This is a genomic window from Pseudomonas sp. Os17, from assembly GCF_001547895.1.
Lineage (GTDB): Bacteria > Pseudomonadota > Gammaproteobacteria > Pseudomonadales > Pseudomonadaceae > Aquipseudomonas.
Map to the genome: position 1 here is coordinate 2,942,537 of NZ_AP014627.1, position 23,107 is coordinate 2,965,643.

Below are 23,107 nucleotides of genomic sequence, written 5' to 3' on the forward strand. Positions count from 1 at the left end.
ATTGCTGCGTCGCGCACTGAACCTGTGCCTGAGCCTGTGCTTGATCCTGCTGGCCGGCCCGACGTTCGCTGAACCCCAACCCGTGCTGCGCTATTGCGACTACCCGGTGTACCCGCCGATTTCCTGGAGCGACGGCCAGCAGGTGCGCGGGCTGGCGCCGACCCTGGTGCGTCAGGTGCTGGGGGACCTGGGGTATCAGGTGCAGGTGGTGGTGCTGGGCAACTGGAAGCGCTGCCTGCTGGACGCCGCCGCCGGCCGGGTGGATGTGGTGCTGGCCTACAGCACCAGCCAGCGCCAGCAGGACCTGCTGTTTTCCCAGGTGCCGGTGCTGCGCGAAGAAGTCGCGCTGTTCGTCAACCGCCGCCAGCTCCCGCGTTTCAACCACTTGCAGGACTTGCGCGCCTATCGCGGCGGCCTGCTGTTCGGCGAGAGCTACGGCCAGGATTTCGACCGCGAAGTGGTGCAGCACGGCAACATCGAATGGGTCTCCAGTAGCCAGCAGAACTTCGGCAAGCTGATCCGCCAGCGCATCGATTTCATCCCCCATGAACGGCGCACCGGGCAGCTGTTTATCGAGCAACTGCCGGGGGCCGAGGACATAGTCGCCTTGCCCCAGGCGGTGAGCGTCGACTACCTGCGCCTGGCGGTGTCGCGCCATTCGCCCCTGGCGCCGCGCATGGCCGAGATCGACGCGCGGTTGCAGCAGCAGGTGGACAGCGGCGCGGTGCAGCGCTGGCTGGCGCAAAGCCAGGACGACTACCGCGCCATGCTCAAGGCGCAACGGGGAACGGCGCCATGATCCGGCTGCGTTCCGCCGGCCTGTTGCGCCGCCTGCTGCTGTTTATTTTGCTGTTCAGCCTGTGCTTCACCGTGCTCGCCAGCAGCGTGCAGCTGTACTTCGAATACCGCCGGGAAATGCGCGAGATCGACAGCCGCATGGAGCTGATCCGCGCCGGTTACCTGGGCAGCCTGGAACGCAACTTGTGGGACCTCAACCAGGAGCAACTGACCGTGCAGTTGCAGGGGCTGGTGGACTTTTCCGACGTGGCCCGGGTGCACCTGATCAGCAACGATTTCGACTTGCAGCAGGGCAGCACCGAGCTGATCGGGCCGTTGCGGGTGGAGCGTTTTCCCTTGAGCTATCAACCGCCGTCCGGGCCCTTGCGCCAGTTGGGCGAATTGCAGGTCAGCACCGATCTGGGGGCGGTGTACCGGCGCCTGTACGCCACCGGGCTGGCCAGCCTGTTGTGGATGAGCGTGTTTCTCTGCGGGCTGGCGGTGGCCTTGTCCGGTTTGTTCTACCGGCTGGTGACCCGGCACCTGCAAGTGATGGCCGACTTCGCCCGGCGCGTGGCGGCCGGCGAGCTGCATGAGCCCCTGCACCTGGACAAGCGCCAGCGCCCCGGCGGCGACGAGATCGACACCGTGGCCCGGGCCCTGGACGACATGCGCCGGGCAGTGCTCGACGATGTGCAGCGCCGCGAAGCCGACCGATTGGCCTTGCAGGACAAGCGCGACGAATTGCAGAAAATGGTCCAGCGCCGCACCGCCAGCCTGATGCACGCCAAGGACGAGGCCGAAGCCGCGAACCTGGCCAAGTCGCGCTTTCTGGCGACCATGAGCCATGAACTGCGCACCCCGTTGAACGGCATCCTCGGCATGGCCGAACTGCTGCGTCAGGCGCCTTTGGATCAGCAGGACCGCCAGCGCTTGCAGGCCTTGCACCAGGCCGGGGAGGGCCTGCTGAGCATCCTCAACCAAGTGCTGTCCTTTGCCCGGTTGGAAGAGGGCGAAAGCCGCCCGGAACTGCGGGACTTCTCCCTGCGTCAGTTGCTGGAAGAAGTCACCACCCTGTTGCAGCCCCGTGCCGAGGCCAACCGCACCCGCCTGGAATTGCACATCGACGAACAACTGGCGCCGCGTCAGCAGGGCGCCGAGCAGTACCTGCGCCAGGTGCTGAGCAACCTGCTGGCCAACGCCATTCGCTTTACCGAAGACGGCTGGGTGCGGGTCGAGGTGCAGGTGCTGCACAGCAGCGCCGAGGGCCAGCGCCTGCGCTGCTGCGTGCGCGACAACGGCATCGGCATTGCCGCGTCGATGCGCGAGAAGATCTTCGAGCGTTTCGTCCAGGCCAGTGACGAGGTGACCCGGCGCTATGGCGGCACCGGCCTGGGATTGGCCATCTGCAAGCACCTGCTGCAGCAACTGGACGGGCGCATCGGTGTGGACAGCGAGCTGGGGCAGGGCAGTTGTTTCTGGTTCGAGCTGGCGTTGGGCATCGGCCAGGAACCCTTGTTGGTACCCGCGCTTGAGTTGCCGATGCAGGCTTTGAACATCCTGGTGGTGGAGGACGTGGCCCTGAACCGCGAAGTGGCCAGCGGCCTGCTCGAGCGTGACGGCCATCAGGTGTGGCTGGCGCAAGACGGCGAGGCGGCCCTGACCCTGTGCCGGCAGCAAGCCTTCGACCTGTTGCTGCTGGATGTGCACCTGCCCGGCATCAGTGGGGTCGAGCTGTGTCGGGAAATCCGCCGCCGCCCCGGGCCCAATCGGCAGGCGCGAATCTTCGCCCTCACCGCCAGCGTGCAGCCGTCCCTGGTGCGCGGTTATCTGCACGCCGGCATGCAGGGCATTCTCGGCAAGCCGTTGCAGCTGGCCAGCCTGCGGCAGGTGCTGGCCGGGCAGGTCCAGGTGCCGCCGGCCGACACCCGGCAAGGCTTGCTCGATCAGGGCGTGCTGGACACCCATCGCAGCCTGCTGGGCGAGCAGAAATTGCACAGCCTGCTCCAGGTCCTGGCCGATGCCCTGGATCAGCAACGACCACGGCTGGCCGACGCCCTGGCCGCCGAAGACTGCACCGAAGTCCTGCACCTGGCCCATCGCCTGGCGGGCAGCGCCGACTCCCTGGGCTTCTGCGCCCTGGCCCAGGTATTGCGCCAGCTGGAAGCTGCGGCAGAGCAGGCCGATCGCCCGACGCTGGCGGCCCTGGCGGCAGATTTGCAAGCGTCCTGGCAGCAGTCCCGGGCCTTGCTGCAACAGCTGTTGGCGGCCTGACGTACAAAATCCTTACGACTTTTTACATCTTCGATCCTGGCGTTCAATCCGAACTTACATGGCTTTCCAATAATCGCTTGAGCCGCGCCCGCCGCGGTCTTCGAAGCTTATTGGAGATAATAATAATGAAACGCCTGCAAGCTGCTTCCGCCTCCCGCTGCACCCCCTCGACCCGCGCCCTGCGCCTCACTGACTGCTGAGGTGCGCCATGACAACCACCACTGAACGTAAAGGCATACACCTGACGCGCTCGCTGAAGAGCCGGCACATTTTCATGCTGTCCCTGGGCGGGGTGATCGGCACCGGGCTGTTCATGGGCTCCGGGGTCACCATCAACCAGGGCGGGCCCTGGGGGGCGATCCTCTCGTATCTGGTGGCCGGGTTCCTGATGTACCTGGTGATGGTCTGCCTCGGCGAGCTGTCGGTGCAGATGCCGGTGTCCGGTTCGTTCCAGGCCCACGCCACCAAATACATCGGCCCGGCCACCGGCTTCATGATCGGCTGGGTCTACTGGATGAGCTGGGCCACCACCGTGGGCCTGGAGTTCACCGCCGCCGGCATGCTGATGCAGCGCTGGTTCCCCGACGTGCCGATCTGGTACTGGTCGGCGCTGTTCGTGGCCTTGCTGTTCGGCATCAACGCCCTGGCCACCCGCGCCTTTGGCGAGGCCGAATACTGGTTTGCCGGGGTCAAGGTGCTGGCGATCCTGAGCTTCATTGTGGTCGGCGCGCTGGTGATCTTCGGCGTCATCGACCTGCCCAGCGGCGCCCCGGCGCCGATGTTCGACAACCTCAAGGGCGACTCCCTGTTCCCCAACGGCCTGCCGGCGGTGTTCGCGGTGATGATGACCGTGGTCTACGCCTTCCAGGGCTGCGAGATCATGGGCGTGGCCGCCGGGGAAACCGACCAGCCGGAAAAAAGCATCCCGCGGGCCGTGCGCAACGTGGTGTTCCGGGTGCTGATCTTCTACGTCCTGGCAGTGATGGTGCTGGCGGCGATCATTCCCTGGCAGCAGGCCGGGCTGGTGGAAAGCCCCTTCGTCCAGGTGTTCGACATGGTGGGCATTCCCTATGCCGCCGACCTGATGAACTTCGTGATCCTCACGGCGATTCTTTCGGTGGGCAACTCCGGGTTGTATGCCTCGACGCGCATCCTCTGGGCCATGTCCAAATCCGGCATGGCGCCCAAGGCCCTGTCGCCCCTGAGCAAACAGGGGGTGCCCCTGCGGGCCCTGTTCATCACTCTGTGCTTTGCCCTGATCTCGCTGATGACCAGCTTTATCGCAGCCGACACCCTGTTCATGGTGCTGATGGCCGTGAGCGGCATGGCTGGCACTGTGACCTGGATCGTGATTGCCCTGGCCCAGTACCGCTTTCGTCGCCAGTTCCTGCGTGATGGGGGGCAACTGGAGCAGCTCAAGTACCGCGCGCCCTGGTTTCCGCTGGTGCCGTTGTTGTGCATCGTGCTGTGCAGCTCGTTGTTTGTGTTTTTGGCGCTGGATGAAACCCAGCGGCCGTCGTTGTATTGGGGGTCGGGGTTTATTGCTCTGTGCTATGGCGCTTATTACCTGATGCAGCGTAAACGCCAACTGCAACCTGCCGCCGCCGTGTAGGAGCCGGCTTGCCGGCGAAGGGGGGCGGGAGACATGCGGCGCCTGGGCGGACGCCTTTGCTGGCCTTTGCGGCTAGAGAGGCGGGGTACATATCCATTCCTGCGGGTGTGGCCGCTGGTGGTTTTGCTTTTATGGCGGGGAGTGGGGGGGCATATCCGTTGCTGCGGTTATGGCTGCTTAGGGTTTCGCTCTTACAGCGGTGGGCTGTGTACATATCCGTTGCTGCGGTTACGGCCACTTAGGGTTTCGCCCTTACGGCGACTTACTTTTTTCAAACGCCAAAAAAGTAAGCAAAAACGCTTGCCCCTCCATACGGCCCCTCGCTGGGGCTCGGGGTTCCCTCTCTCCGGCATTGCTCCGGGGGCCCGCCGCCAACCGGCCATCCATGGCCGGGCGGCGGCTAGCTCGGCATCCCTGCCGAGCTGCCCCCTACGCAACGCCTACGCTCGGCCTGCTGGGAAGGGGCCGGAAGATCAAAAGCCAAAGCCAAAGCCAAAGCTAAAGCCAAGGTGCGCAGGCCGGTTCCCTGTAGCCGCTGCCGCAGGCTGCGAACGAGCGCTCGCGCTCGCAAAACCAGGCGGCGCGGTGGTTCAGGAACATTGGGGAGGCAGGTTTAGCGTCTCCTGCGGAGCCGGTCGCAGCCTGCGGCAGCGGCTACATGTAACGCGAACGGCAATGAAACAGGTCGGCCGGTAGGCCGCCGTCAGATGTTGATCTTGATCTGGTTTTTGATCTTCCTGCCCCCTTAAACACGATGGCCGAACGCAGGCATTGATCCGTGGGTAACCCGGCAGGGATGCCGGGTTAGCCGCCACCCGGCCATGGATGGCCGGTGGCGGCGGCCCACGGATCAATGCCGGAGTGAGGGCATGCCGAGCCTAAGCGAGGCACCGAGTGGAGGGGCAGAGCGTTTTGCTTACTTTTGCGCTCTTCAAAAGTGAGCCGCTGTAAGAGCGGAACCGTAAGCGGCCGCACCCGCAGGAACGGATATGTACCCAACCCCCGCTGTAAAAGCGAAACCATAAGCCGCCGCACCCGCAGCAACGGATATGCCCACCAATCAGACCGCCCCCTCAGGTTTACGGCCGCCACCCACCCGAGCGGGAGCAAGCTCCCTCACCACAAAAAACTCCCCGCTCGCACTTTTGTCGAGGCTTGTTCGAAGTTGTAACAACCCCCACGCAACAACCCCCAGTGCCCAGATTTTTACCTAATAAAAACAAAGGGATACTTCAAAAAATCGACCAAAACTCCCCTCAAGCCCCCCAATTGCCGCCTTGTTGAACACTCGTTTAGTATCACCCTCAAGCCACCCCCTCACGCCAACCACAATAATTCGAGGACGCCCATGACCCTTTCATCGTCGCTGCTCAGCCGGATCGAAGCCGGCGTAGCCTGGATCACCCTCAACCGCCCGGCGCAACGCAACGCCCTGGACATCCCGACCCTCAAAGCGCTGCACAGCCTGCTGGACACCTGCAACAGCGACCCCAGCGTCCGAGCCGTGGTACTCACCGGCAGCGGCCGCAGTTTCTGCGCCGGGGCCGATCTGGCGGAGTGGGCCGAAGCCGAAGCCCGCGGCGCCCTGGAAAGCTACGGCTGGACCGAAACCGCCCACGCCTTGATGACCCGCCTGCACAGCCTGGACAAACCCACCGTCGCCGCCATCAACGGCACTGCGGTGGGCGCGGGCATGGACTTGAGTCTGTGCTGCGATCTGCGGGTGGCGGCGCAGTCGGCGCGGTTCAAGGCCGGCTACACCAGCATGGCCTACTCGCCGGATGCCGGGGCCAGCTGGCACTTGCCGCGCCTGATCGGCAGTGAACAGGCCAAGCGCCTGCTGTTTCTCGATGAGTTGTGGAGCGCCGAACGGGCCCTGGCCGCCGGGTTGGTCGGTGAGGTGTGCGCCGACGAGCAACTGATCGGCAACGTCGGCGAGTTGGCGGCGCGCTTGGCGGCAGGCCCGACCTTTGCCTTTGCCCAGACCAAGAAGCTGATCCGCCAGGGAGCCGAGCGCAGCTTGCCGCAGCAGTTGGCGGCCGAGCTGGCCGCCGGCCTGCTGTGCGGGCGCAGTGCCGATGGCGCCGAAGCCCTGCGCGCCGCCACGGAAAAACGCCCGCCACGTTTCCAGGGCATGTAGGAGCGGCCGGGCGGCGCTCCGTTTGCCGGCGAAAGGGCCCCAGGGCCATGCGCCCATTTTGTAGGAGCCGGCTTGCCGGCGAAGGCGCCCGCAAGAACAGCGCCTTATTCAAGGGCCTGTTCGCCAGCAGGCCGGCTCCTACGGGAAGGAGTTTTTCGGCAGGCCGTCCTGCCCGATCACTGGTTTTTTGCACCGTCACTCACTCACAGGTAGCGCCATGAATTTCCAACTCAGCCAAGAACAAGAAATGCTGGTGGACGCGGTTCGCAGTTTTGTCAGCAAGGAGTTGCTGCCCCACGAAGAGGCGGTGGACCGCGCCGATGAGGTCAGCGCCGACCTCGCCGGGGAGATCCGCAGCAAGGCCATCGCCGCCGGTTTCTATGCCTTCAACATGCCGGAGGAGGTGGGCGGCGGTGGCCTGGATTACCTGTCCCAGGCGCTGATCGAGCGCGAGCTGGCCAAGTGTTCCTGGGCCTTGCATGTGTTCGTTGCCCGGCCGTCGAAAATCCTCATGGCCTGTACCGGCTCGCAGATCGGCGATTACCTGCTGCCCTGCGTGCAGGGGCGCAAGGTTGACTGCTTTGCGCTGACCGAGCCCGGCGCCGGTTCCGATGCCAATGCGATCAAGACCCGCGCCGTGCGCGATGGCGGCGACTTCGTGCTCAACGGCAGCAAGCACTTCATCAGCCACGCCGGGCATGCGGATTTCGCCATTGTCTTTGCGGTCACCGGCACCTATGAGCACAACGGCCGCCAGCGCAACGCGGTGACCGCGTTCCTGGTGGACCGCGACACCCCGGGCCTGACCATCCGCCGTGGCCCCAAGTGCGTGAGCAACCGGGGCTACCACACCTTCGAGATGTTCTTCGACGACTGCCGGGTGCCGGCCAACAAGGTGCTGGGGGAGGTGGGCAAGGGCTGGGAAGTGGCCAACGCCTGGCTCACCGCCGGGCGGGTGATGGTGGCGGCCAACTGCGTCGGGCAGGCGCAGCGCGCCCTGGACGCCTCCCTGCAATGGGCGGCGGATCGCAAGCAGTTCGGCCAGGCCATCGGCAGTTACCAGGGGGTGTCGTTCAAGCTGGCGGACATGGCCACGCAGATCCGCGCCGCTGAGCTGCTGACCCTGCACACCGCGTGGAAGATGGACCAGGGCAGCATGACCGACGGCGAGGCCGGGATGGCCAAGCTGTTCGCCAGTGAAGTGCTGGGCCGGGTGGCCGACGAGGCGGTGCAGATCTACGGCGGCATGGGTTTGATGGACGAAGGCCCGGTGGAACGCATCTGGCGCAACGCGCGGATCGAGCGCATCTGGGAAGGCACGTCGGAGATCCAGCGCCACATCATTTCCCGTGAACTGCTGCGGCCGCTGATGCGCTGAGCGCCCTGGAGAACTGCCGTCATGTCCCAGACTCTTCGTGACAACCTCAAGCGCCTGCTGGCGCCCCGGCATCTGGCCTTTGTCGGCGGGCGCAGCATGGCCCGGGCCCTCAAGCGCTGCGCCGAAGGCGGGTTTGCCGGGCCCATGTGGCTGGTCAACCCGCAACATGCCGAGCTCGATGGCGTGCCCTGCGTGGCCAGCATCGACCAACTGCCCTGCGGCCCGGACGCGGTGTTCGTCGCCACCAACCGTGAGCTGACCCTGACTTGCGTCGAGGAACTGGCGGCCAAGGGCGCGGGCGGGGCGATCTGCTACGCCTCGGGCTTTGCCGAAACCGGCGCCCAGGGCCAGGCCCTGCAACGGCAACTGCTTGCGGCCGCCGGCGACATGGCGCTGCTGGGCCCCAACTGCTACGGCCTGCTGGACTACCTGCACAGCGCCGCGCTGTGGCCGGTGGCCCATGGTGGCAAGCCGGTGGAGCGGGGCGTGGCGGTGCTGACCCAGAGCGGCAACTTTGCCTACAACCTGTCCATGAGCGACCGCTCGCTGCCGGTGGCCTACATGGCCTCGGTGGGCAATCAGGCGCAGCTGGGCATTGCCGAGCTGATGGACGTGCTGCTGGACGAACCCCGGGTCACCGCCATCGGCCTGCACCTGGAAGGCCTGAAGAATGTGCCAGGGTTTGCCCGGGCGGCGCACAAGGCCCTGGAGAAGGGCATTCCGATCATCGCCCTGAAGACCGGGGTGTCGCAGATCGGCGCCGAGCTGGCCTTGAGTCACACCAGTTCGCTGTCGGGATCGGACGCGCTGTACGACGCACTGTTCCAGCGCCTGGGGGTGATCCGGGTCAGCGGCCCGGTGAGTTTTGTCGAGACCTTGAAGGCCGCCTCCTGCGGGCAGTTGCCGGCCGGGCCGCAGCTGATGGCCCTGGCCTGTTCCGGGGGCGATGCCGGGCTGATCGCCGACTACGCCGAACGCAACGGCCTGCAGCTGCCCAAGCTTGCGGCCGGGCAATGCGCCGAGCTGGCCCGGGTGCTGCCGGGTTACGCCAATCTGGTCAACCCGCTGGATTTCACCACCGCCATCTGGGGCGACGCCCAGGCCTTGCAAGCCATGCTCGACACGGCCCTGCGTACCGAGGCCGACAGCGCCATGCTGGTGCTGGATTACCCGGCCGAGTTCACCGGCGAGCGCAAGGAATGCGACCTGCTGCTGGAGCTGTTCTGCGCCGCGCTGCAACGCCACGGCCAGCGCGGTTTTGTCACCTCGGCCTTTCCCGAGCTGCTGCCGGCCAGCGCCCGCGAGCGTCTGCATGCCCATGGCATTCCCGCCTTGCAAGGGGTGGAGGACGGCCTGGCGGCCTGGGGCCGGATCGTCGCCTATCAACAGCGGCGTCCAGCGTTGCTGGCCCTGGGTGAATCGGCCCTGGTGCCGCTGTGCCCGCAGGCCCTGCCCGGTGCCGGGGTGCTGCTGGACGAGTGGCAGTCCAAGCAGGCCTTGCGCGGCTTCGGCCTGAGCATCCCGGACGGGGTGCTGAGCAGCCCTGAGCAGGCCCTGAGCGCGGCGGCTGCGGTCGGTTATCCGCTGGTGCTCAAGGCGGTCAGCGCGCAGTTGCCGCACAAGACCGAGGCCGGGGCGGTGGCCCTCAATCTCAAGGATCCTGAAGCCCTGGGCGCAGCCCTGCGCCTGATGCGCACGCGGGTGGCCGAGCATGCGCCGGGCGTGGCCTTTGAGCGGGTGCTGCTGGAGCCCATGGCCGCGCCGCCCCTGGCGGAGCTGATTGTTGGCATCAAGCGCGAGAACGACTTCGGCCTGGCCCTGGTGATCGGTGCTGGCGGGGTGCTGGTGGAATTGCTCAAGGACAGCCGCAGCCTGCTGCTGCCCACCACCGAAGGGGCGATCCGCCAGGCCGTGCTCAGCCTGCGCAGCGCCGCCTTGCTGCAAGGCTTTCGCGGTCGCCCGCTGGCCGATCTCGATGCCCTGGTGGCGGCCATCGGCGCGGTGGCGGACTACGCCTGCGAACACGCCGGGCAACTGCTGGAACTGGATGTGAACCCATTGTTGGTCGGTGCCCAGGGCACCGTCGCGGTCGATGCGTTGATTCGCCTTGGCCAGGCTTGAGGAGAGAGACATGCACGATCAGACCTTGACCGGTGGCCAGGCCCTGGTGCGCCTGCTGGCCGGCTACGGCGTCGACACGGTGTTCGGCATTCCCGGGGTGCACACCCTGGAGCTGTATCGCGGCCTGCCCGGCAGCGGCGTTCGCCATGTGCTGACCCGGCATGAGCAGGGCGCGGGCTTCATGGCCGACGGTTACGCCCGGGTCAGTGGCAAGCCCGGGGTGTGTTTCGTCATCAGCGGCCCGGGGGTGACCAACGTCGCAACGCCCATTGGCCAGGCTTATGCCGACTCGATTCCGCTGCTGGTGATTTCCAGCGTCAACCACAGCGCCAGCCTGGGCAAGGGCTGGGGCTCGCTGCATGAAACCCAGGACCAGCGCGCCATCACCGCGCCTATCACCGCCTTCTCGGCCCTGGCCCTGAGCCCGGAAGACCTGCCGGAGCTGATCGCCCGGGCCTTTGCCGTGTTCGACAGCGAGCGCCCGCGCCCGGTGCACATCAGCGTGCCCCTGGATGTGCTGGCGGCCAGGGTCGCCCGGGACTGGACCGGCGAGGTGCGCCGGCGTCCCGCCCGTGGCCCGGCCGCGGCGGCAGATATCCAGCAGGCGGCAGACGCACTGCGCAATGCCAAGCGGCCGATGATCATTGCCGGCGGCGGTGCGCTGCACGCGGCCGAGCAGTTGCGGGCCTTGAGCACACGCCTGGGCGCGGTGTTTTTCAGCAGCGTCGCCGGCAAGGGCCTGCTGCCGGACGAGGCACCGCTCAATGCCGGGTCGACCCTGTGCGTGGAGCCCGGCTGGCAGATGATCAGCCAGGCCGATGTGGTGCTGGCGGTGGGCACCGAGATGGCCGACACCGACTACTGGCGCGAACGCTTGCCGCTCAAAGGCGAGCTGCTGCGCCTGGACATCGACCCGCGCAAGTTCAATGACTTCTATCCGTGCGCGGTGGCTTTGCACGGCGATGCCCGCGCCACTCTGGACGCCTTGCTGCAGGCCTTGCCACCCACACCGGCCGAAGCCGGGGCGGCGATTCACGCGGTGGCCGATCTGCGTCAGGCGGTGCAGAACGGGCAGGGGCCCTTGCAACAGATCCACCGTTCGATCCTGCAGCGCATTGCCGCCGAGCTGCCGGAACACGGCTTTATCGCCAGCGACATGACCCAGCTGGCCTACAGCGGCAACTACCTGTACCCCAGCCGGGCCACCCGCAGCTGGCTGCACCCCACCGGCTACGGCACCCTCGGCTACGGCTTGCCGGCGGGCATCGGCGCCAAGCTCGGTGCCCCCGAGCGTCCGGGGCTGGTGCTGGTGGGCGACGGCGGTTTTCTCTACACGGTGCAGGAGCTGGCCACGGCGGTGGAGGAGCTGGACAGCCCGCTGGTGGTCTTGCTGTGGAACAACGATGCCCTGGGGCAGATCCGCGACGACATGCTGGATCTGAACATCGAGCCCATTGGCGTGCTGCCGCGCAACCCGGATTTTGCCGCCCTGGCCCGAGCCTTCGGTTGCAGCGTCAGCCAACCCGCCAGCCTCGACGAGTTGCAGCAGGCACTGCGCGACGGCTTTGCCCGCAATGGCCTGAGCCTGATCGAACTCAAGCACGCCTGTGCGCGCTGACCATCCCTTTTTGCCTGGAGCCTGAGCATGCGCTTTTCTCAACTGACCCAACGTATTGCCGGAGACGGCGCCGCCGCCTGGGACATTCATTACCGGGCCCTGGCCAAACGCGAACGTGGCGAAGAGGTCTGGTTGCTGTCGGTGGGCGACCCGGATTTCGACACGCCGCAACCCATCGTCCAGGCGGCCATCGACAGCCTGCAGGCCGGCCACACCCATTACGCCGATGTGCGCGGCAAGCGCGCCTTGCGCGAGGCCATTGCCCGGCGCCATCAGCAGCGCAGCGGGCAACTAGTGGAGGCCGAGCAAGTGGTGGTGCTGGCCGGTGCCCAGTGCGCGCTGTACAGCGTGGCCCAGTGCCTGCTGGACCCGGGCGACGAGGTGATCGTGGCCGAGCCGATGTACGTCACCTATGAAGCGGTGTTCGGCGCCTGCAATGCCCAGGTGGTGCCGCTGCCGGTGCGGGCCGAGGACGGTTTTCGGGTGCAGCCCGAGGCGGTGGCCGCACGCATCACCGGCAAGACCCGGGCCCTGGTGCTCAACAGCCCGCACAACCCCACGGGGGCCAGCATCCCCCGGGCCACCTGGGAAGCCCTGGCGGCGCTGTGCATCGAGCATGACCTGTGGCTGATCTGCGACGAGGTCTACAGCGAGCTGCTGTACGAGGGCGAACATGTCAGCCCGGCCAGCTTGCCGGGCATGGCCGAGCGCACCGCGACCCTCAACAGTCTGTCCAAGTCCCACGCCATGACCGGCTGGCGCCTGGGCTGGGTGGTGGCGCCGACGGCCCTGGCCGCGCACCTGGAAAACCTCGCCCTGTGCATGCTCTACGGCTCGCCGGAATTCATCCAGGACGCGGCCATCGTGGCCCTGGAGCAACCCTTGCCACAGTTGCGGGAGATGGCCGAGGCCTATCGCCAGCGCCGGGATCTGGTCTGCGACTGTCTGGCCGATTGCCCCGGCGCCCGGCCGCTGAAGCCGGATGGCGGCATGTTCGTCATGGTCGACATCCGCGCCACCGGGCTCAGCGCCCAGGCTTTCAGCGAACGCCTGCTGGACGAGCAGGGCGTTTCGGTGCTGGCCGGCGAAGCCTTCGGCCCCAGCGCCGCCGGGCATATCCGCCTGGGACTGGTGCTGCAGCCGGAGGACTTGCGCGAAGCCTGCCGGCGCATTGCCCTGTGCGCCGAACACTGCCTGAGCCGCCGCGTTGCCCCCGCCACTTTGCCCACCGTTTGAGGAGTCTTCATGAAGGTACTGATCGTTCACGCCCACCCCGAACCGCAATCCTTCACCGCCGCCTTGCGCGACCAGGCCCGCAGCACCCTGGAGGCCCAGGGGCACCAGGTGCAGGTCAGCGACCTGTACGCGATGAACTGGAACCCGGTGGCCAGCGCCGCCGACTTTGCCGCCCGGGATAATCCGGAGTACCTGGTGTACGCCCTGGAGCAACGCCTGGGGGTGAAGAACCAGAGCATTGCCGCCGACATCCAGGGCGAGCTGGACAAGCTGCTGTGGGCCGACCTGTTGATCCTCAACTTCCCGGTGTTCTGGTTCTCGGTGCCGGCCATGCTCAAGGGCTGGATCGACCGGGTGCTGGTGTCGGGGGTGTGTTATGGCGGCAAGCGCTTCTATGACCAGGGCGGGCTGGCGGGCAAGAAAGCCCTGGTGACCCTGACCCTGGGCGGACGCGAGCACATGTTTGGCGAAGGCGCGATCCATGGACCGCTGCAGGACATGCTGCGCCCGCTGCTGCGGGGTACCTTGGCCTATGTCGGGTGCGAGGTGCTGGAACCGTTCGTGGCCTGGCATGTGCCCTACATCAGCCAGGAAGCCCGAGAAGCCTTCCTGCACAGCTACCGTCAACGCCTGCAGCACCTGGCGAACGACCAACCCCTGGTCTTCCCGCGCCTGGACCAATTCGACGACTCCCTGCATCCACTGCCCCTGTAGCCGCTGCCGCAGGCTGCGAACGGCCCGCAGGGACGCAGGGTTCTCAAGAACGATAGAGGTTTGGCAGGCGATCGTCAGGCAAGGCCCTGCGGGCCTTTGCGCAGCTTCGCCGTGGCTCAGCAGCGGCTACAGGATTCGCTGCGTTTCGTGTAGCCGCTGCCGCAGGCTGCGAACGTCTCCGCAGGAGACGCAGGGTTCTCAAGATCGATAGAGGTTTGGCAGGCGATCGTCAGGCAAGGCCCTGCGGGCCTTTGCGCAGCCTCGCTAAGGCTCAGCAGCGGCTACAGGATTCGCCGCGTTTCGTGTAGCCGCTGCCACAGGCTGCGAACGGCTCCGCAGGAGACGCGGGGATCTTGAGGCTGCCCAAGATCGCCAGGCAAGGCCCTTTGGGCCTTTGCGCAGCTTCGCAGGCTCAGCAGCGGCTACAGGGGCGGTGATTCTAGGGGCGCTCAGAAGCGCAGGGTTGCGCCGGTGGTCAGCCAGCGGTCGCGGGCTTCGGTCAGGTGCTTGCCCAGGATCAGGTCCAGGTCAAGGTGCTGGCCCACGTGCAGGCGTGGGCCAGCCTGCCAGCCTTGTTCGCCGCCGCGCTGGCCGTAGCGCTCGGCAATCAGGGTCAGGCTCGGCATGAGGTCGTATTCCACACCACTGCCCCAGGTCCAGCGGTGGTTCTGCTCGCCATCGTCGTAGGCGTGGGTCCAGCCGGCATTCAGGTTTAGCCGCAGGCGGTCGCTGGCGCTGAAGGTCAGGGGCAGGGCGAGGTCGCCGCCGTCGAAGCTGTGGTGGCGGTTCAGGGCCCAGTGGGCGGAGCCGGCCAGGGCCAGTTGCAGGCCCAGGTCCGCGCGGTCTAGCAGGGCGATCTTGAGCTGGGGGCTGACCTGGGTTTCGCCCTGGCCGTCAGCCTGCTGGCGCTGTACCGCGGCTCCCACTTGTACCCAGGGCAGTTGGCTGAAGGTGCAGGCCGGGGCAATCACGCTGTTGTGGCTGGAGCCCTGGTGCCGGGTGCTCTGGTACCAGACATCGACATTGCATTCCCCGGGGGCGTTGATGGCGCCGTCATCCACCACGTAGGCGCCGCCGGCGGCCTGGGCCTTGGAGCACAGGGCCAGGGTCGCGGTGGCCCCGGCGGTGAGGGCGAGGAACAGCAGGTTGCGTTTGAGCATGCGGCTTTTCGCGGCAGGCAGGGTGTGGCCCCAGGAGGCGCAACGCGAGGAGCGATGTGGGCGGTGCTTGGACATGGCAGGTCTCGTTCTGTTGGGCGCCGGATCGCTTCGCTGTTGAGCCGGCGCGGGTGGGTGCTGCGTGGGGTGTTTACTGGGCGTCCACCGATAGGGTCTGGATGCCGCGGACCCGGGCCTGGGCCAGCAGCTCTTCGGTGTCTTCCCCGCCGGGCAGGGCGAGGACGATGTCCGGGCGGCTGTCGGCCAGCATGAAGCTGTTGCGCAGGCGCTCGGCGTGTTTGCCGTGCAGTTGCCAGTTGGGCGGGTAGCGGACGATGTGGGCCCCGGTTTCCCGGGCCCAGTCCTCGATATGGGCACCGAGGAACTGGCTGCCGCCGTGGATCACCACCCGCACTTCGTGCAGGCGCTGGAAGGCTTCCAGGACCCGGCGGCACAGGCGGCTGTCGGCGTAGTAGCGGCCGGCGCAGATCAGGACGCGCATGGGCTGTCCTCCTTGAGCCCGGTCACGGGGTGCTCGGCGCCGGGCGCTTCGGCCAGGGGCTCGCTGAGGTAGCCGTGCTCGATGTCGCGCTCACCGGCGCGCTCCAGGGCCGGGTAGGCCAGGGCGGCGATGTGATGGTGGACCCGGCGGTAGTCCCGCAGCAGGCGCTGGAAGATGTCCCCGGACTCGGCCCAGGCGCTCTGGTCTTCGCGCAGTTGGCGAAAGTGCTCGCGGCCGGCGGCGGCTTCCAGGCGCCGCACGTTTTCCTTGCGTGCCAGCAACTGGTGGGCGGTGGGCAGGTCTTCGCGCAGGAACACGGTGATGGCCAGGCTCAGGCTGTCCAGCAGCTCCTGGTGCAGCGGGTACAGGGTGCCCAGCTCGAACTCGGAGAAGGCTTCGCCTCGGCGCAGGCGGCGCACCGCCAGTTGCGCCAGGCTGGTGGCGAGGATGTCGCCGGCGTGCTCCAGGTTGATCACCAGCAGCAGGATCTCCTGGGAGCGGTCGGCGTCCTGGTCGCTGATGCCTTCCTTGCCGACGTCCGCCAGATAGGCGCGGATCGCCGCGCTGAGCAGGTCCAGGGACTGGTCGATGTGCCGCACCTGCTCGGCATGGGCGATGCTTGAGGTGCGAAACAGCTGCAGCACCCGGTCGAGCATGCCCGAGAGCATGTCGGCCATGCGCAGGGCTTCGCGGGCGGCGTTGGCCAGGCCGATGTTGGCCACTTCCAGGCCGGCCTGATCCAGGTACAGCGGCATGCCCGGGTCGGTGACCGGGGCGGGGGCCGGTAGCAGCCGGGTCAGCAGTTTGCCCAGGGGCTGGGTGAAGCCGATGAACAGCAGGGCCAGGACCAGGCTGAAGGCGCTGTGCAGGTAGACCACCAGCAACTCCGGTGCCAGGGCTTGCAGCGCCTCCAGGCGGGCCAGGGCGGTGATCCACGGCAGCACCAGGACCACGCCCAGCAGGCGCACCAGCAGGTTGCCCAGGGGCAGGCGCCGGGCCACGTTGCCGCTGGCGCTGAGCAGGGATGGCAGGGTGCCGCCGAGGTTGACCCCCAGCACCAGGGCCATGCTGGTGGCCGGCGACAGCAGGCCGGTGCCGGCCAGGGAGGCGATCAGCAGCACCACCGCGACGCTGGAGTGGCACATCCAGGTCAGCAGCATGGCCACCAGCAGCGCCAGCAGCAGGTCGCCGTCGAGGCTGGTCATCACCAGCTGGAACACCGGGGTGCTTTCCACCGCGCCGAGGGTCGCGCCGAGCATGCCCAGGGCCAGCAGCATCAGGCCCAGGCCGATCAGGGCGCAGCCGATGCTTTCAAAGCGCGAGTCGTCCCGCAGGCGCAAGGTCAGGAAACCCGTCAGCAGCAGCACCGGGGCCAGCAGCGAGAGGTCGAGGCTGAGCAGCTGGACCACCAGGGTCGAGCCGATATTGGCCCCGAGCATGACCGCCAGCGCCGGGGCCAGGCCCAGGGTGCCGGCGGCGGTAAAGGAGCTGGCCATCAGGCTCACCGCGGTGCTGCTTTGCAGCACGCCGGTGATGCCGACGCCGCACAGCAGCGCCAGCCAGCGGTTGTTCAGGTGTTGTCCGAGCCAGTGCCGCAGCGGGCTGCCGAAGCCGCGCAGCAGGGATCCGGAAATCATCTGCGAGCCCCAGAGCAGCAGGGCGATGGCCCCGGCCAGGTTGATCAGAAGTGTGGTGCCCGACATGAGTGTGCTCCCGGGTCGGTGACGGGTTCAGGCGATCGCCACCCGCAGCGAGGCGCGGGTGAGGGTGGCGCTAAAACCCAGCAGAAAACGAATTTCGACCGCGCTCAGCAGGCCGCGGACATACAGCCGGATGCTCACGCGGGTGAGCAGGCGGGCGCTGGTGCACAGGCAGCAGACCAGCAGGGCCTGGAGGCCGCGTTGCACCATGGAAAAAGGCTTGAGATACATGGCGATGCTCCTTTCGGGCGAACAGCGTCGCCGTCGGCAGGGCGCTGGCCGCGCCGACGGTGGCATCGTTGGTCAGGTGTATCGGGCGTGGCCGTCCGAGGGCGGCCGCGCCGGGCTCACGCCCTTAGAACCAGGCCCTTAGAACCACTGCTTGAAGCGGCGGATGTACAGGGTCTTCATGGTCTGGGCGACCACGCAGTAGCTGAGCAGGGTGCCCACCAGCCACGGGAAGTATTCCCACGGCAGCGGCACCAGGCCGACCATGCTGCCCAGGGGCGAGAAGGGCACGTAGATCCCCAGGGCCATCACCAGTCCCGTGGCCAGCATCACCGGCAGGGCCGCGGTGCTCTGGATGAACGGGATCTTGCGGGTGCGCAGCATGTGCACCACCAGGGTCTGGGACAGCAGCCCCTCGATGAACCAGCCGGACTGGAACAGGGCGGCCATTTCCACGCTGTTGGCGGCGAACACGTACCACATCAGGGCGAAGGTGGTGATGTCGAAGATCGACGAGGTCGGCCCGATCCACAGCATGAAGCGCCCGATGTTGTTGGCGTCCCACTTGCGCGGCTTGGCCAGGTATTCCTTGTCCATCTTGTCCCAGGGCAGGGCCAGCTGGGAGAAGTCGTACATCAGGTTCTGCAGCAGCAGGTGGATCGCCAGCATCGGCAGGAAGGGGATGAAGGCACTGGCCACCAGCACCGAGAACACGTTGCCGAAGTTGGAGCTGGCGGTCATGTTCAGGTACTTCATGATGTTGCCGAAGGTCTCGCGGCCCTTGATCACCCCTTCTTCCAGCACCATCAGGCTCTTTTCCAGGAGGATGATGTCCGCCGATTCCTTGGCGATGTCGGTGCCGCTGTCCACCGAGATGCCGACGTCGGCATCGCGCAGGGCCGGGGCGTCGTTGATGCCGTCGCCGAGGAAGCCCACGGTGTGGCCGTTGGCCTGCAGGGCCTTGAGCACCCGGGACTTCTGCAGCGGGGTGAGCTTGGCGAACACCGTGCGTTCTTCCACCAGGCGCCCGAGCACCTGGTCATCCATGTGCTCGATGTCGCGACCCAGCAGCGGCTCGCCCGCTTCCAGGCCCACCTCGCGGCAGATCTTCGCGGTGACGATGGGGTTGTCGCCGGTCAGCACCTTGACCGTCACGCCGTTGTCACGCAGGGCGGCGATGGCCGGGCCGGCGGTTTCCTTGGGCGGATCGAGGAAGGTCAGGAAGCCTTCGATCACCAGCTCGCGCTCATCGCTGGCGCTGTACTGGTTGCGGGTCTGGCTCTTGGGCAGGTCCCGGGTGCCCAGCAGCAGCACGCGGAAGCCGTCGCGGTTGTAGTCCTCGGCCAGTTGCAGCAGGGCGGCGCGGCGCTCGGCGTCGAGGCTCACGACGATGCCGTCCTGGCGGACCCGGGTGGCGGTTTCGAGCATCTCTTCCACCGCGCCCTTGCACACCAAAAGGTGGTCGCCACGGGCGTCGGCGAGGATCACCGACAGACGCCGACGGACGAAGTCGAAGGGCAGTTCATCGACCTTGCGCCAGGCGGCGGGCGGGGTGAAGTGCGGGTTGCCCTCGGCGAAGGCGACCACGGCGCGGTCCATCAGGTTCTTCATGCCGCTCTGGTGGTGGCTGTTGAGCCAGGCCAGTTGCAGCACCGCGTCGCAGCGGCTGCCGCTGATGTCGACGTGGTGTTCGAGGATGATCCGGTCCTGGGTCAGGGTGCCGGTCTTGTCGGTGCACAGCACGTCCATGGCGCCGAAGTTCTGGATCGCGTTGAGGCGCTTGACCACCACCTTGCGCTTGGCCATGGCCGCGGCGCCCTTGGCCAGGTTGGCGCTGACGATCATTGGCAGCATTTCCGGGGTCAGGCCGACCGCCACCGCCAGGGCGAACATGAAGGCATCGGCCCAGTCGCCCTTGGTGAAGCCGTTGATCAGCAGGACGATGGGCACCATCACCAGCATGAAGCGGATCAGCAGCCAGCTGACGCTGTTGACCCCACGGTCGAAGGCGGTCTGCGAGCGCGAGCCGACGATGGAACGGGCCAGGGAACCGAAGTAGGTGCGCTCGCCGGTGGCCACCACCACCGCGGTGGCGGTGCCGCTGACCACGTTGGTGCCCATGAAGCAGATGTTCGGCAGGTCCAGCAGGTCCTGCTGGTCGGCGGCCAGGGCCTGGGCGGATTTTTCCTGCACGGCGCCCAGGGTGTCGTATTTCTCCACCGGCAGGGCTTCGCCGGTGAGCACCGCCTGGCTGATGAACAGGTCGCGGGATTCGATCAGGCGGATGTCCGCCGGGATCATGTCGCCGGCCGACAGCTGGATGATGTCGCCCACCACCAGCTCGCGCATGGGGACTTCGCGAACCCGGGCCTGCATGCCCATCTGCTCGCGGCGCAGCACCGCAGCGGTGGTGCGGACCATGGCCTTGAGGGCTTCGGCGGCCTTGGCCGAACGGTGTTCCTGCCAGAAGCGCATCAGGCCGCTGGCCAGCACCATCACCAGGACGATGATCACGCCGGTCAGATCAGTTTCTTCGCCGGCTTGCAGCGGCAGCCAGAAGTCGGTGAAGAAACTGATACCGGTCAGGGTCATCAGCACATAGATGAAGGGGTTGTTGAAGGCTTGCAGCAATTGCACCAGGGCGTGAGGCGGACGGTCGTGGGCGACTTCGTTGTGGCCGTCGCGTTGCAGGCGGCCTTCGGCGTCCAGTTCAGTCAGGCCGGCGGTGCTGGAGTTGACGTTGGCCAGGGTCACGGCCAGGCCGTTCTGGGCTTCGCGGGCGGCGCGCATCGACAGTTTGTTGCTGTCGCGGCTGGCGCTGGTGTTGCGGGAAGTTGCGGTTTTTACAGTCATTGCGTGTGCTCCTGCCGCCTGACTGCGACACGACACACCGACAACTCAACTAATTAAAGACGAGCGAAAGTATGTCGAATCGCAGGTTGGCGATCGATTAGGATCTTGGCGTTTTTCAGGTTTTAACGTTCGCTGTCCAAACAGTGAAGTTGAATGGACAGCGAACCTACTACTGGCCTCTTCCATAACTTTCTCCAACAGAATTAGTTAACTAACAGGCAATAAGAAACCGTCGAACTTCAAACTTGAAAGTTCGTGGGTAAACAACGGTGAATGACCGTCGAATCAGGCGGAAGTGCGCGCCCCGAGGTACAGGCCGAAGATCAGTCCGGCCTGCCGCAGCAGGGCTGCGCCCCGACTCTGCGGGTCCTGGCTGTCGTCCAGGCTCCAGCGTTGCTGGAGCTGGCCGGTCATCGGGCAGACGCGCCAATTGGCCCGCAGGGCGGTGCTGGCGGTGGGCACGCAAGAGGAGAAGGGGGAGCGCGCCAGAACCTTGGGCTCACGGCACAGCCGGACCCGCATGGTCGCAGCGAAGGCGCGTACGCCTGGCAGTACGGAAGATGTGAAGTGCATAACTTTTGCCTCGTGACCGGACTGGTTCCGGGGAGGCAAGTTACGTTGGAGCGTCAAGCCCTAGCGCAGCTTACCCGACCGCGGAGTCGAGTCCCGTCATTGTTCAGGGGTGCCTGGCGCTGCGCAGCGGCAGTGACCAGACAGCGTCTAGATACTGTGTCCATTGGCTTCTTTAGTGAGTTGAAAAAAGGCCGGTTTGACCGGCCCGCGCAATTTACTCAGGAGGGTCCCGGGAGTCAAGGTCAAATTGTCTTGAAAGAGTATTTGGCGATGAAGTTTCAGGTGAGGTTCAGCTAAGAGACTAAGTTTAGTGCTGCAACAGCCGGGCTTATATAACGAGGGGTAATGAAAAAGTGCTCATGCCAGAGACCGGATGACATGAGCACTTGATATAACTTTGCCGATGATCAATTCAACACGTGCCGGGAGATGTCCTTGTACGTGTCGCTGTCGGTGGCGGCCATCAGTTGCCGGCCATCCTTGAGGGTGCCGATGAAGGTCACTTCGTTTTCCGTCCCCGCCATCAGGTAACCGGCAATGGCGCCTACCGGCCCCAGCAGCATGGCGCCGGCCACGCCATAACCGAAGGCGTCCTTGTTGGCGACGGGGCTTTCAGTGGCGATCTCCAGGCTCTTGAACGCCGACGCCTTGACCTCGACACCGGAGCTGTTGAATACCGTCTTGAGCCTGAAGGTGCCGTGCCGGTACTCGCCGGCGCCTTGCAGAAAATCGCCCGATAGAACTTCGATCTTTGCCATGTTGAATCATCCTTGTCCAAGCATAACCAGATGGGCCATTGAGCCCCTGGTCATGGGGGGCGTCAACGGGGTTGCGATGAAGGGTGCTACCACCAGTCCGCCTTCACCTGTCCTGAGCCTCGGCCAGGATCCTGCGCTCAATGCTGATCCAGATCAGGGCTGTGAATGGTTGTAGCAGTCCGCGGCGCCCGGACCGCGTCGTTCCGACCAGTGGCGGTCACGCAGCCGGGGCGGGGCGGCGGGGAATGGCGATGTTAAAAAATGTTAGATTGAAAAATATCTTCACATAATCCGTTCATTGGTGGATGATCGTTCACAGCCAACGTTCAACCTGATAACAACAGCAACAGGATGGCCACGATGATCGATTCGCTCCTGCCTTCCAGCGCACCCGCCCAGGGTGCCCTGTGCCGCCACGCTGCCCATTCGGGCGCAGTGCCTGTTGCTGCCTGTTCACCTTCGTCTGCCGGGCCCGCTGCCCGGGTTTCCCTGCCTTCCCCGGTTGCTGGCCGTCGCCTGTCTGGCGTGGTCCGGCCGTGGTCTTTCACTGGAGTCCCCCATGAATAACAACAATGTCGGTGTCATCGGTCTTGGCGCCATGGGCCTGGGCATCGCCCGGTCGTTGCTGCGCAGCGGTTTCAAGGTGCATGCCTGTGACGTGCGTGCCGCCGTCACCGAGCAGTTCGCCGCCGAAGGCGGCGTGGCCTGCGCCTCGGCCGCCCAGCTGGCAGAGCAGTGCGAGGTGATCATCACCGTGGTGGTCAATGCCGAGCAGACCGAGAGCGTGCTGTTTGGCGAGGGCGGGGCGGTCGCGGCATTGCGCCCCGGCAGCCTGGTGATCGGTTGCGCCACCGTGGCCCCGACCTACGCCGTGGACCTGGGCCAGCGCCTGGAGGCCCTGGGCTTGCTCTATCTGGATGCACCGATCTCCGGGGGCGCGGCCAAGGCTGCCGCCGGCGAGATGACCATGATGACCTCCGGCCCGGCGGCCGCTTACGCCAAGGCCGAGGCGATCCTTGCGGGCATGGCCGGCAAGGTCTATCGCCTGGGGGATGCCCATGGGCTGGGCTCCAAGGTCAAGATCATCAACCAGTTGCTGGCCGGGGTGCACATTGCCGCCTCCGCCGAAGCCATGGCCCTGGGCCTGCGCGAAGGGGTGGACGCCGATGCCCTGTACGAGGTGATCACCCACAGCGCCGGTAACTCGTGGATGTTCGAGAACCGCGTGCCGCATATCCTCAAGGCCGACTACACGCCGTTGTCCGCAGTGGACATCTTCGTCAAGGACCTGGGCCTGGTGCTGGATACCGCTCGGGCCAGCAAGTTCCCGCTGCCGCTGTCGGCCACCGCGCACCAGATGTTCATGCAGGCCTCCAGCGCCGGTTTCGGCCGCGAGGACGACTCGGCGGTGATCAAGATCTTCCCGGGCATCGAGCTGCCCGTGGCCAAGCCTGATGCCGTTTGAG

At 66.2% G+C, this 23,107-nt stretch carries 17 protein-coding genes; 10 read left to right on the plus strand and 7 right to left on the minus strand.

The features are described from left to right. Nucleotide 1: 1 nt before the first annotated feature. The 9 genes from POS17_RS13370 to POS17_RS13410 all read left to right on the plus strand — a co-directional run bounded on the left by POS17_RS13370 (nt 2) and on the right by POS17_RS13410 (nt 13,870). Nucleotides 2–799, plus strand: a complete 798-nt coding sequence (locus tag POS17_RS13370) for a substrate-binding periplasmic protein (RefSeq protein ID WP_060838993.1) — start codon at nt 2–4, stop codon at nt 797–799. Continuing rightward, entirely contained in the window at nt 796–3,051 is a 2,256-nt protein-coding gene (locus POS17_RS13375; RefSeq protein ID WP_060838994.1) for a hybrid sensor histidine kinase/response regulator, read from the plus strand. The genes POS17_RS13370 and POS17_RS13375 overlap by 4 nt, the downstream gene beginning before the upstream one ends. Before the next feature lie 208 nt (nt 3,052–3,259). Next, on the plus strand, nt 3,260–4,663 hold the full coding sequence (locus tag POS17_RS13380; protein ID WP_060838995.1) for an amino acid permease: 1,404 nt from the start codon (nt 3,260–3,262) through the stop codon (nt 4,661–4,663). Nucleotides 4,664–6,011: 1,348 nt separating this feature from the next. Further along, the gene (locus POS17_RS13385; RefSeq protein ID WP_060838996.1) at nt 6,012–6,803 is read left to right on the plus strand and encodes an enoyl-CoA hydratase/isomerase family protein; all 792 of its coding nucleotides are present in this window, start codon (nt 6,012–6,014) and stop codon (nt 6,801–6,803) included. Nucleotides 6,804–7,020: 217 nt separating this feature from the next. Further along, complete coding sequence (locus POS17_RS13390; protein WP_060838997.1) at nt 7,021–8,181, plus strand: acyl-CoA dehydrogenase family protein; 1,161 nt, start codon at nt 7,021–7,023, stop codon at nt 8,179–8,181. Between the two features lie 21 nt (nt 8,182–8,202). Next, nucleotides 8,203–10,302 (plus strand): acetate--CoA ligase family protein, encoded by a 2,100-nt coding sequence (locus tag POS17_RS13395; RefSeq protein ID WP_060838998.1) that lies wholly within the window; start codon nt 8,203–8,205, stop codon nt 10,300–10,302. A gap of 10 nt (nt 10,303–10,312) precedes the next feature. Then, nucleotides 10,313–11,920 (plus strand): 5-guanidino-2-oxopentanoate decarboxylase, encoded by a 1,608-nt coding sequence (locus tag POS17_RS13400; RefSeq protein ID WP_060838999.1) that lies wholly within the window; start codon nt 10,313–10,315, stop codon nt 11,918–11,920. Nucleotides 11,921–11,947: 27 nt separating this feature from the next. Then, nucleotides 11,948–13,156 (plus strand): pyridoxal phosphate-dependent aminotransferase, encoded by a 1,209-nt coding sequence (locus POS17_RS13405; protein WP_060839000.1) that lies wholly within the window; start codon nt 11,948–11,950, stop codon nt 13,154–13,156. A 9-nt stretch (nt 13,157–13,165) separates the two neighbouring features. Then, nucleotides 13,166–13,870 carry an NAD(P)H-dependent oxidoreductase gene (locus POS17_RS13410; protein ID WP_060839001.1) on the plus strand — a complete coding sequence of 235 codons (705 nt, stop codon included), beginning with the start codon at nt 13,166–13,168 and terminating at the stop codon, nt 13,868–13,870. A gap of 449 nt (nt 13,871–14,319) precedes the next feature. Here the strand turns inward: POS17_RS13410 and POS17_RS13415 are convergent, their stop codons facing one another. From POS17_RS13415 to POS17_RS13450, 7 genes are all read right to left on the minus strand, one after another. Beyond that, nucleotides 14,320–15,105: a hypothetical protein gene (locus POS17_RS13415; protein WP_060839002.1), complete on the minus strand. Its 786-nt coding sequence runs from the start codon at nt 15,103–15,105 to the stop codon at nt 14,320–14,322. Nucleotides 15,106–15,178: 73 nt separating this feature from the next. Further along, the gene (locus POS17_RS13420) at nt 15,179–15,529 is read right to left on the minus strand and encodes a DUF2493 domain-containing protein (protein WP_060839003.1); all 351 of its coding nucleotides are present in this window, start codon (nt 15,527–15,529) and stop codon (nt 15,179–15,181) included. After that, nucleotides 15,517–17,232, minus strand: a complete 1,716-nt coding sequence (locus POS17_RS13425; RefSeq protein ID WP_060839004.1) for a Na/Pi cotransporter family protein — start codon at nt 17,230–17,232, stop codon at nt 15,517–15,519. The genes POS17_RS13420 and POS17_RS13425 overlap by 13 nt, the downstream gene beginning before the upstream one ends. Before the next feature lie 27 nt (nt 17,233–17,259). Beyond that, nucleotides 17,260–17,460 (minus strand): hypothetical protein, encoded by a 201-nt coding sequence (locus tag POS17_RS13430; RefSeq protein ID WP_060839005.1) that lies wholly within the window; start codon nt 17,458–17,460, stop codon nt 17,260–17,262. A 138-nt stretch (nt 17,461–17,598) separates the two neighbouring features. Then, nucleotides 17,599–20,310 (minus strand): magnesium-translocating P-type ATPase, encoded by a 2,712-nt coding sequence (gene mgtA, locus POS17_RS13435; protein WP_060839006.1) that lies wholly within the window; start codon nt 20,308–20,310, stop codon nt 17,599–17,601. 285 nt (nt 20,311–20,595) lie between these two features. After that, on the minus strand, nt 20,596–20,883 hold the full coding sequence (locus tag POS17_RS13440; protein ID WP_060839007.1) for a hypothetical protein: 288 nt from the start codon (nt 20,881–20,883) through the stop codon (nt 20,596–20,598). Nucleotides 20,884–21,290: 407 nt separating this feature from the next. Continuing rightward, a complete protein-coding gene (locus POS17_RS13450) occupies nt 21,291–21,641 on the minus strand; it encodes a hypothetical protein (protein WP_060839009.1) in 351 nt (116 codons plus the stop codon). 559 nt (nt 21,642–22,200) lie between these two features. Here POS17_RS13450 and ltnD point away from each other — a divergent pair. Next, entirely contained in the window at nt 22,201–23,106 is a 906-nt protein-coding gene (gene ltnD, locus POS17_RS13455) for an L-threonate dehydrogenase (protein ID WP_060839010.1), read from the plus strand. Nucleotide 23,107: the final 1 nt, after the last annotated feature.

Excerpts from the sequence above, each read along its gene's own strand:
- POS17_RS13425 (WP_060839004.1), bottom strand. The coding sequence starts at position 17,232 with ATGTCGGGCACCACACTTCTGATCAACCTGGCCGGGGCCATCGCCCTG.
- ltnD (WP_060839010.1), top strand. The coding sequence starts at position 22,201 with ATGAATAACAACAATGTCGGTGTCATCGGTCTTGGCGCCATGGGCCTG.
- POS17_RS13400 (WP_060838999.1), top strand. The coding sequence starts at position 10,313 with ATGCACGATCAGACCTTGACCGGTGGCCAGGCCCTGGTGCGCCTGCTG.
- POS17_RS13440 (WP_060839007.1), bottom strand. The coding sequence starts at position 20,883 with ATGCACTTCACATCTTCCGTACTGCCAGGCGTACGCGCCTTCGCTGCG.
- POS17_RS13375 (WP_060838994.1), top strand. The coding sequence starts at position 796 with ATGATCCGGCTGCGTTCCGCCGGCCTGTTGCGCCGCCTGCTGCTGTTT.
- POS17_RS13395 (WP_060838998.1), top strand. The coding sequence starts at position 8,203 with ATGTCCCAGACTCTTCGTGACAACCTCAAGCGCCTGCTGGCGCCCCGG.
- POS17_RS13450 (WP_060839009.1), bottom strand. The coding sequence starts at position 21,641 with ATGGCAAAGATCGAAGTTCTATCGGGCGATTTTCTGCAAGGCGCCGGC.
- POS17_RS13410 (WP_060839001.1), top strand. The coding sequence starts at position 13,166 with ATGAAGGTACTGATCGTTCACGCCCACCCCGAACCGCAATCCTTCACC.
- mgtA (WP_060839006.1), bottom strand. The coding sequence starts at position 20,310 with ATGACTGTAAAAACCGCAACTTCCCGCAACACCAGCGCCAGCCGCGAC.
- POS17_RS13380 (WP_060838995.1), top strand. The coding sequence starts at position 3,260 with ATGACAACCACCACTGAACGTAAAGGCATACACCTGACGCGCTCGCTG.
- POS17_RS13430 (WP_060839005.1), bottom strand. The coding sequence starts at position 17,460 with ATGTATCTCAAGCCTTTTTCCATGGTGCAACGCGGCCTCCAGGCCCTG.
- POS17_RS13390 (WP_060838997.1), top strand. The coding sequence starts at position 7,021 with ATGAATTTCCAACTCAGCCAAGAACAAGAAATGCTGGTGGACGCGGTT.
- POS17_RS13405 (WP_060839000.1), top strand. The coding sequence starts at position 11,948 with ATGCGCTTTTCTCAACTGACCCAACGTATTGCCGGAGACGGCGCCGCC.
- POS17_RS13415 (WP_060839002.1), bottom strand. The coding sequence starts at position 15,105 with ATGTCCAAGCACCGCCCACATCGCTCCTCGCGTTGCGCCTCCTGGGGC.
- POS17_RS13420 (WP_060839003.1), bottom strand. The coding sequence starts at position 15,529 with ATGCGCGTCCTGATCTGCGCCGGCCGCTACTACGCCGACAGCCGCCTG.
- POS17_RS13385 (WP_060838996.1), top strand. The coding sequence starts at position 6,012 with ATGACCCTTTCATCGTCGCTGCTCAGCCGGATCGAAGCCGGCGTAGCC.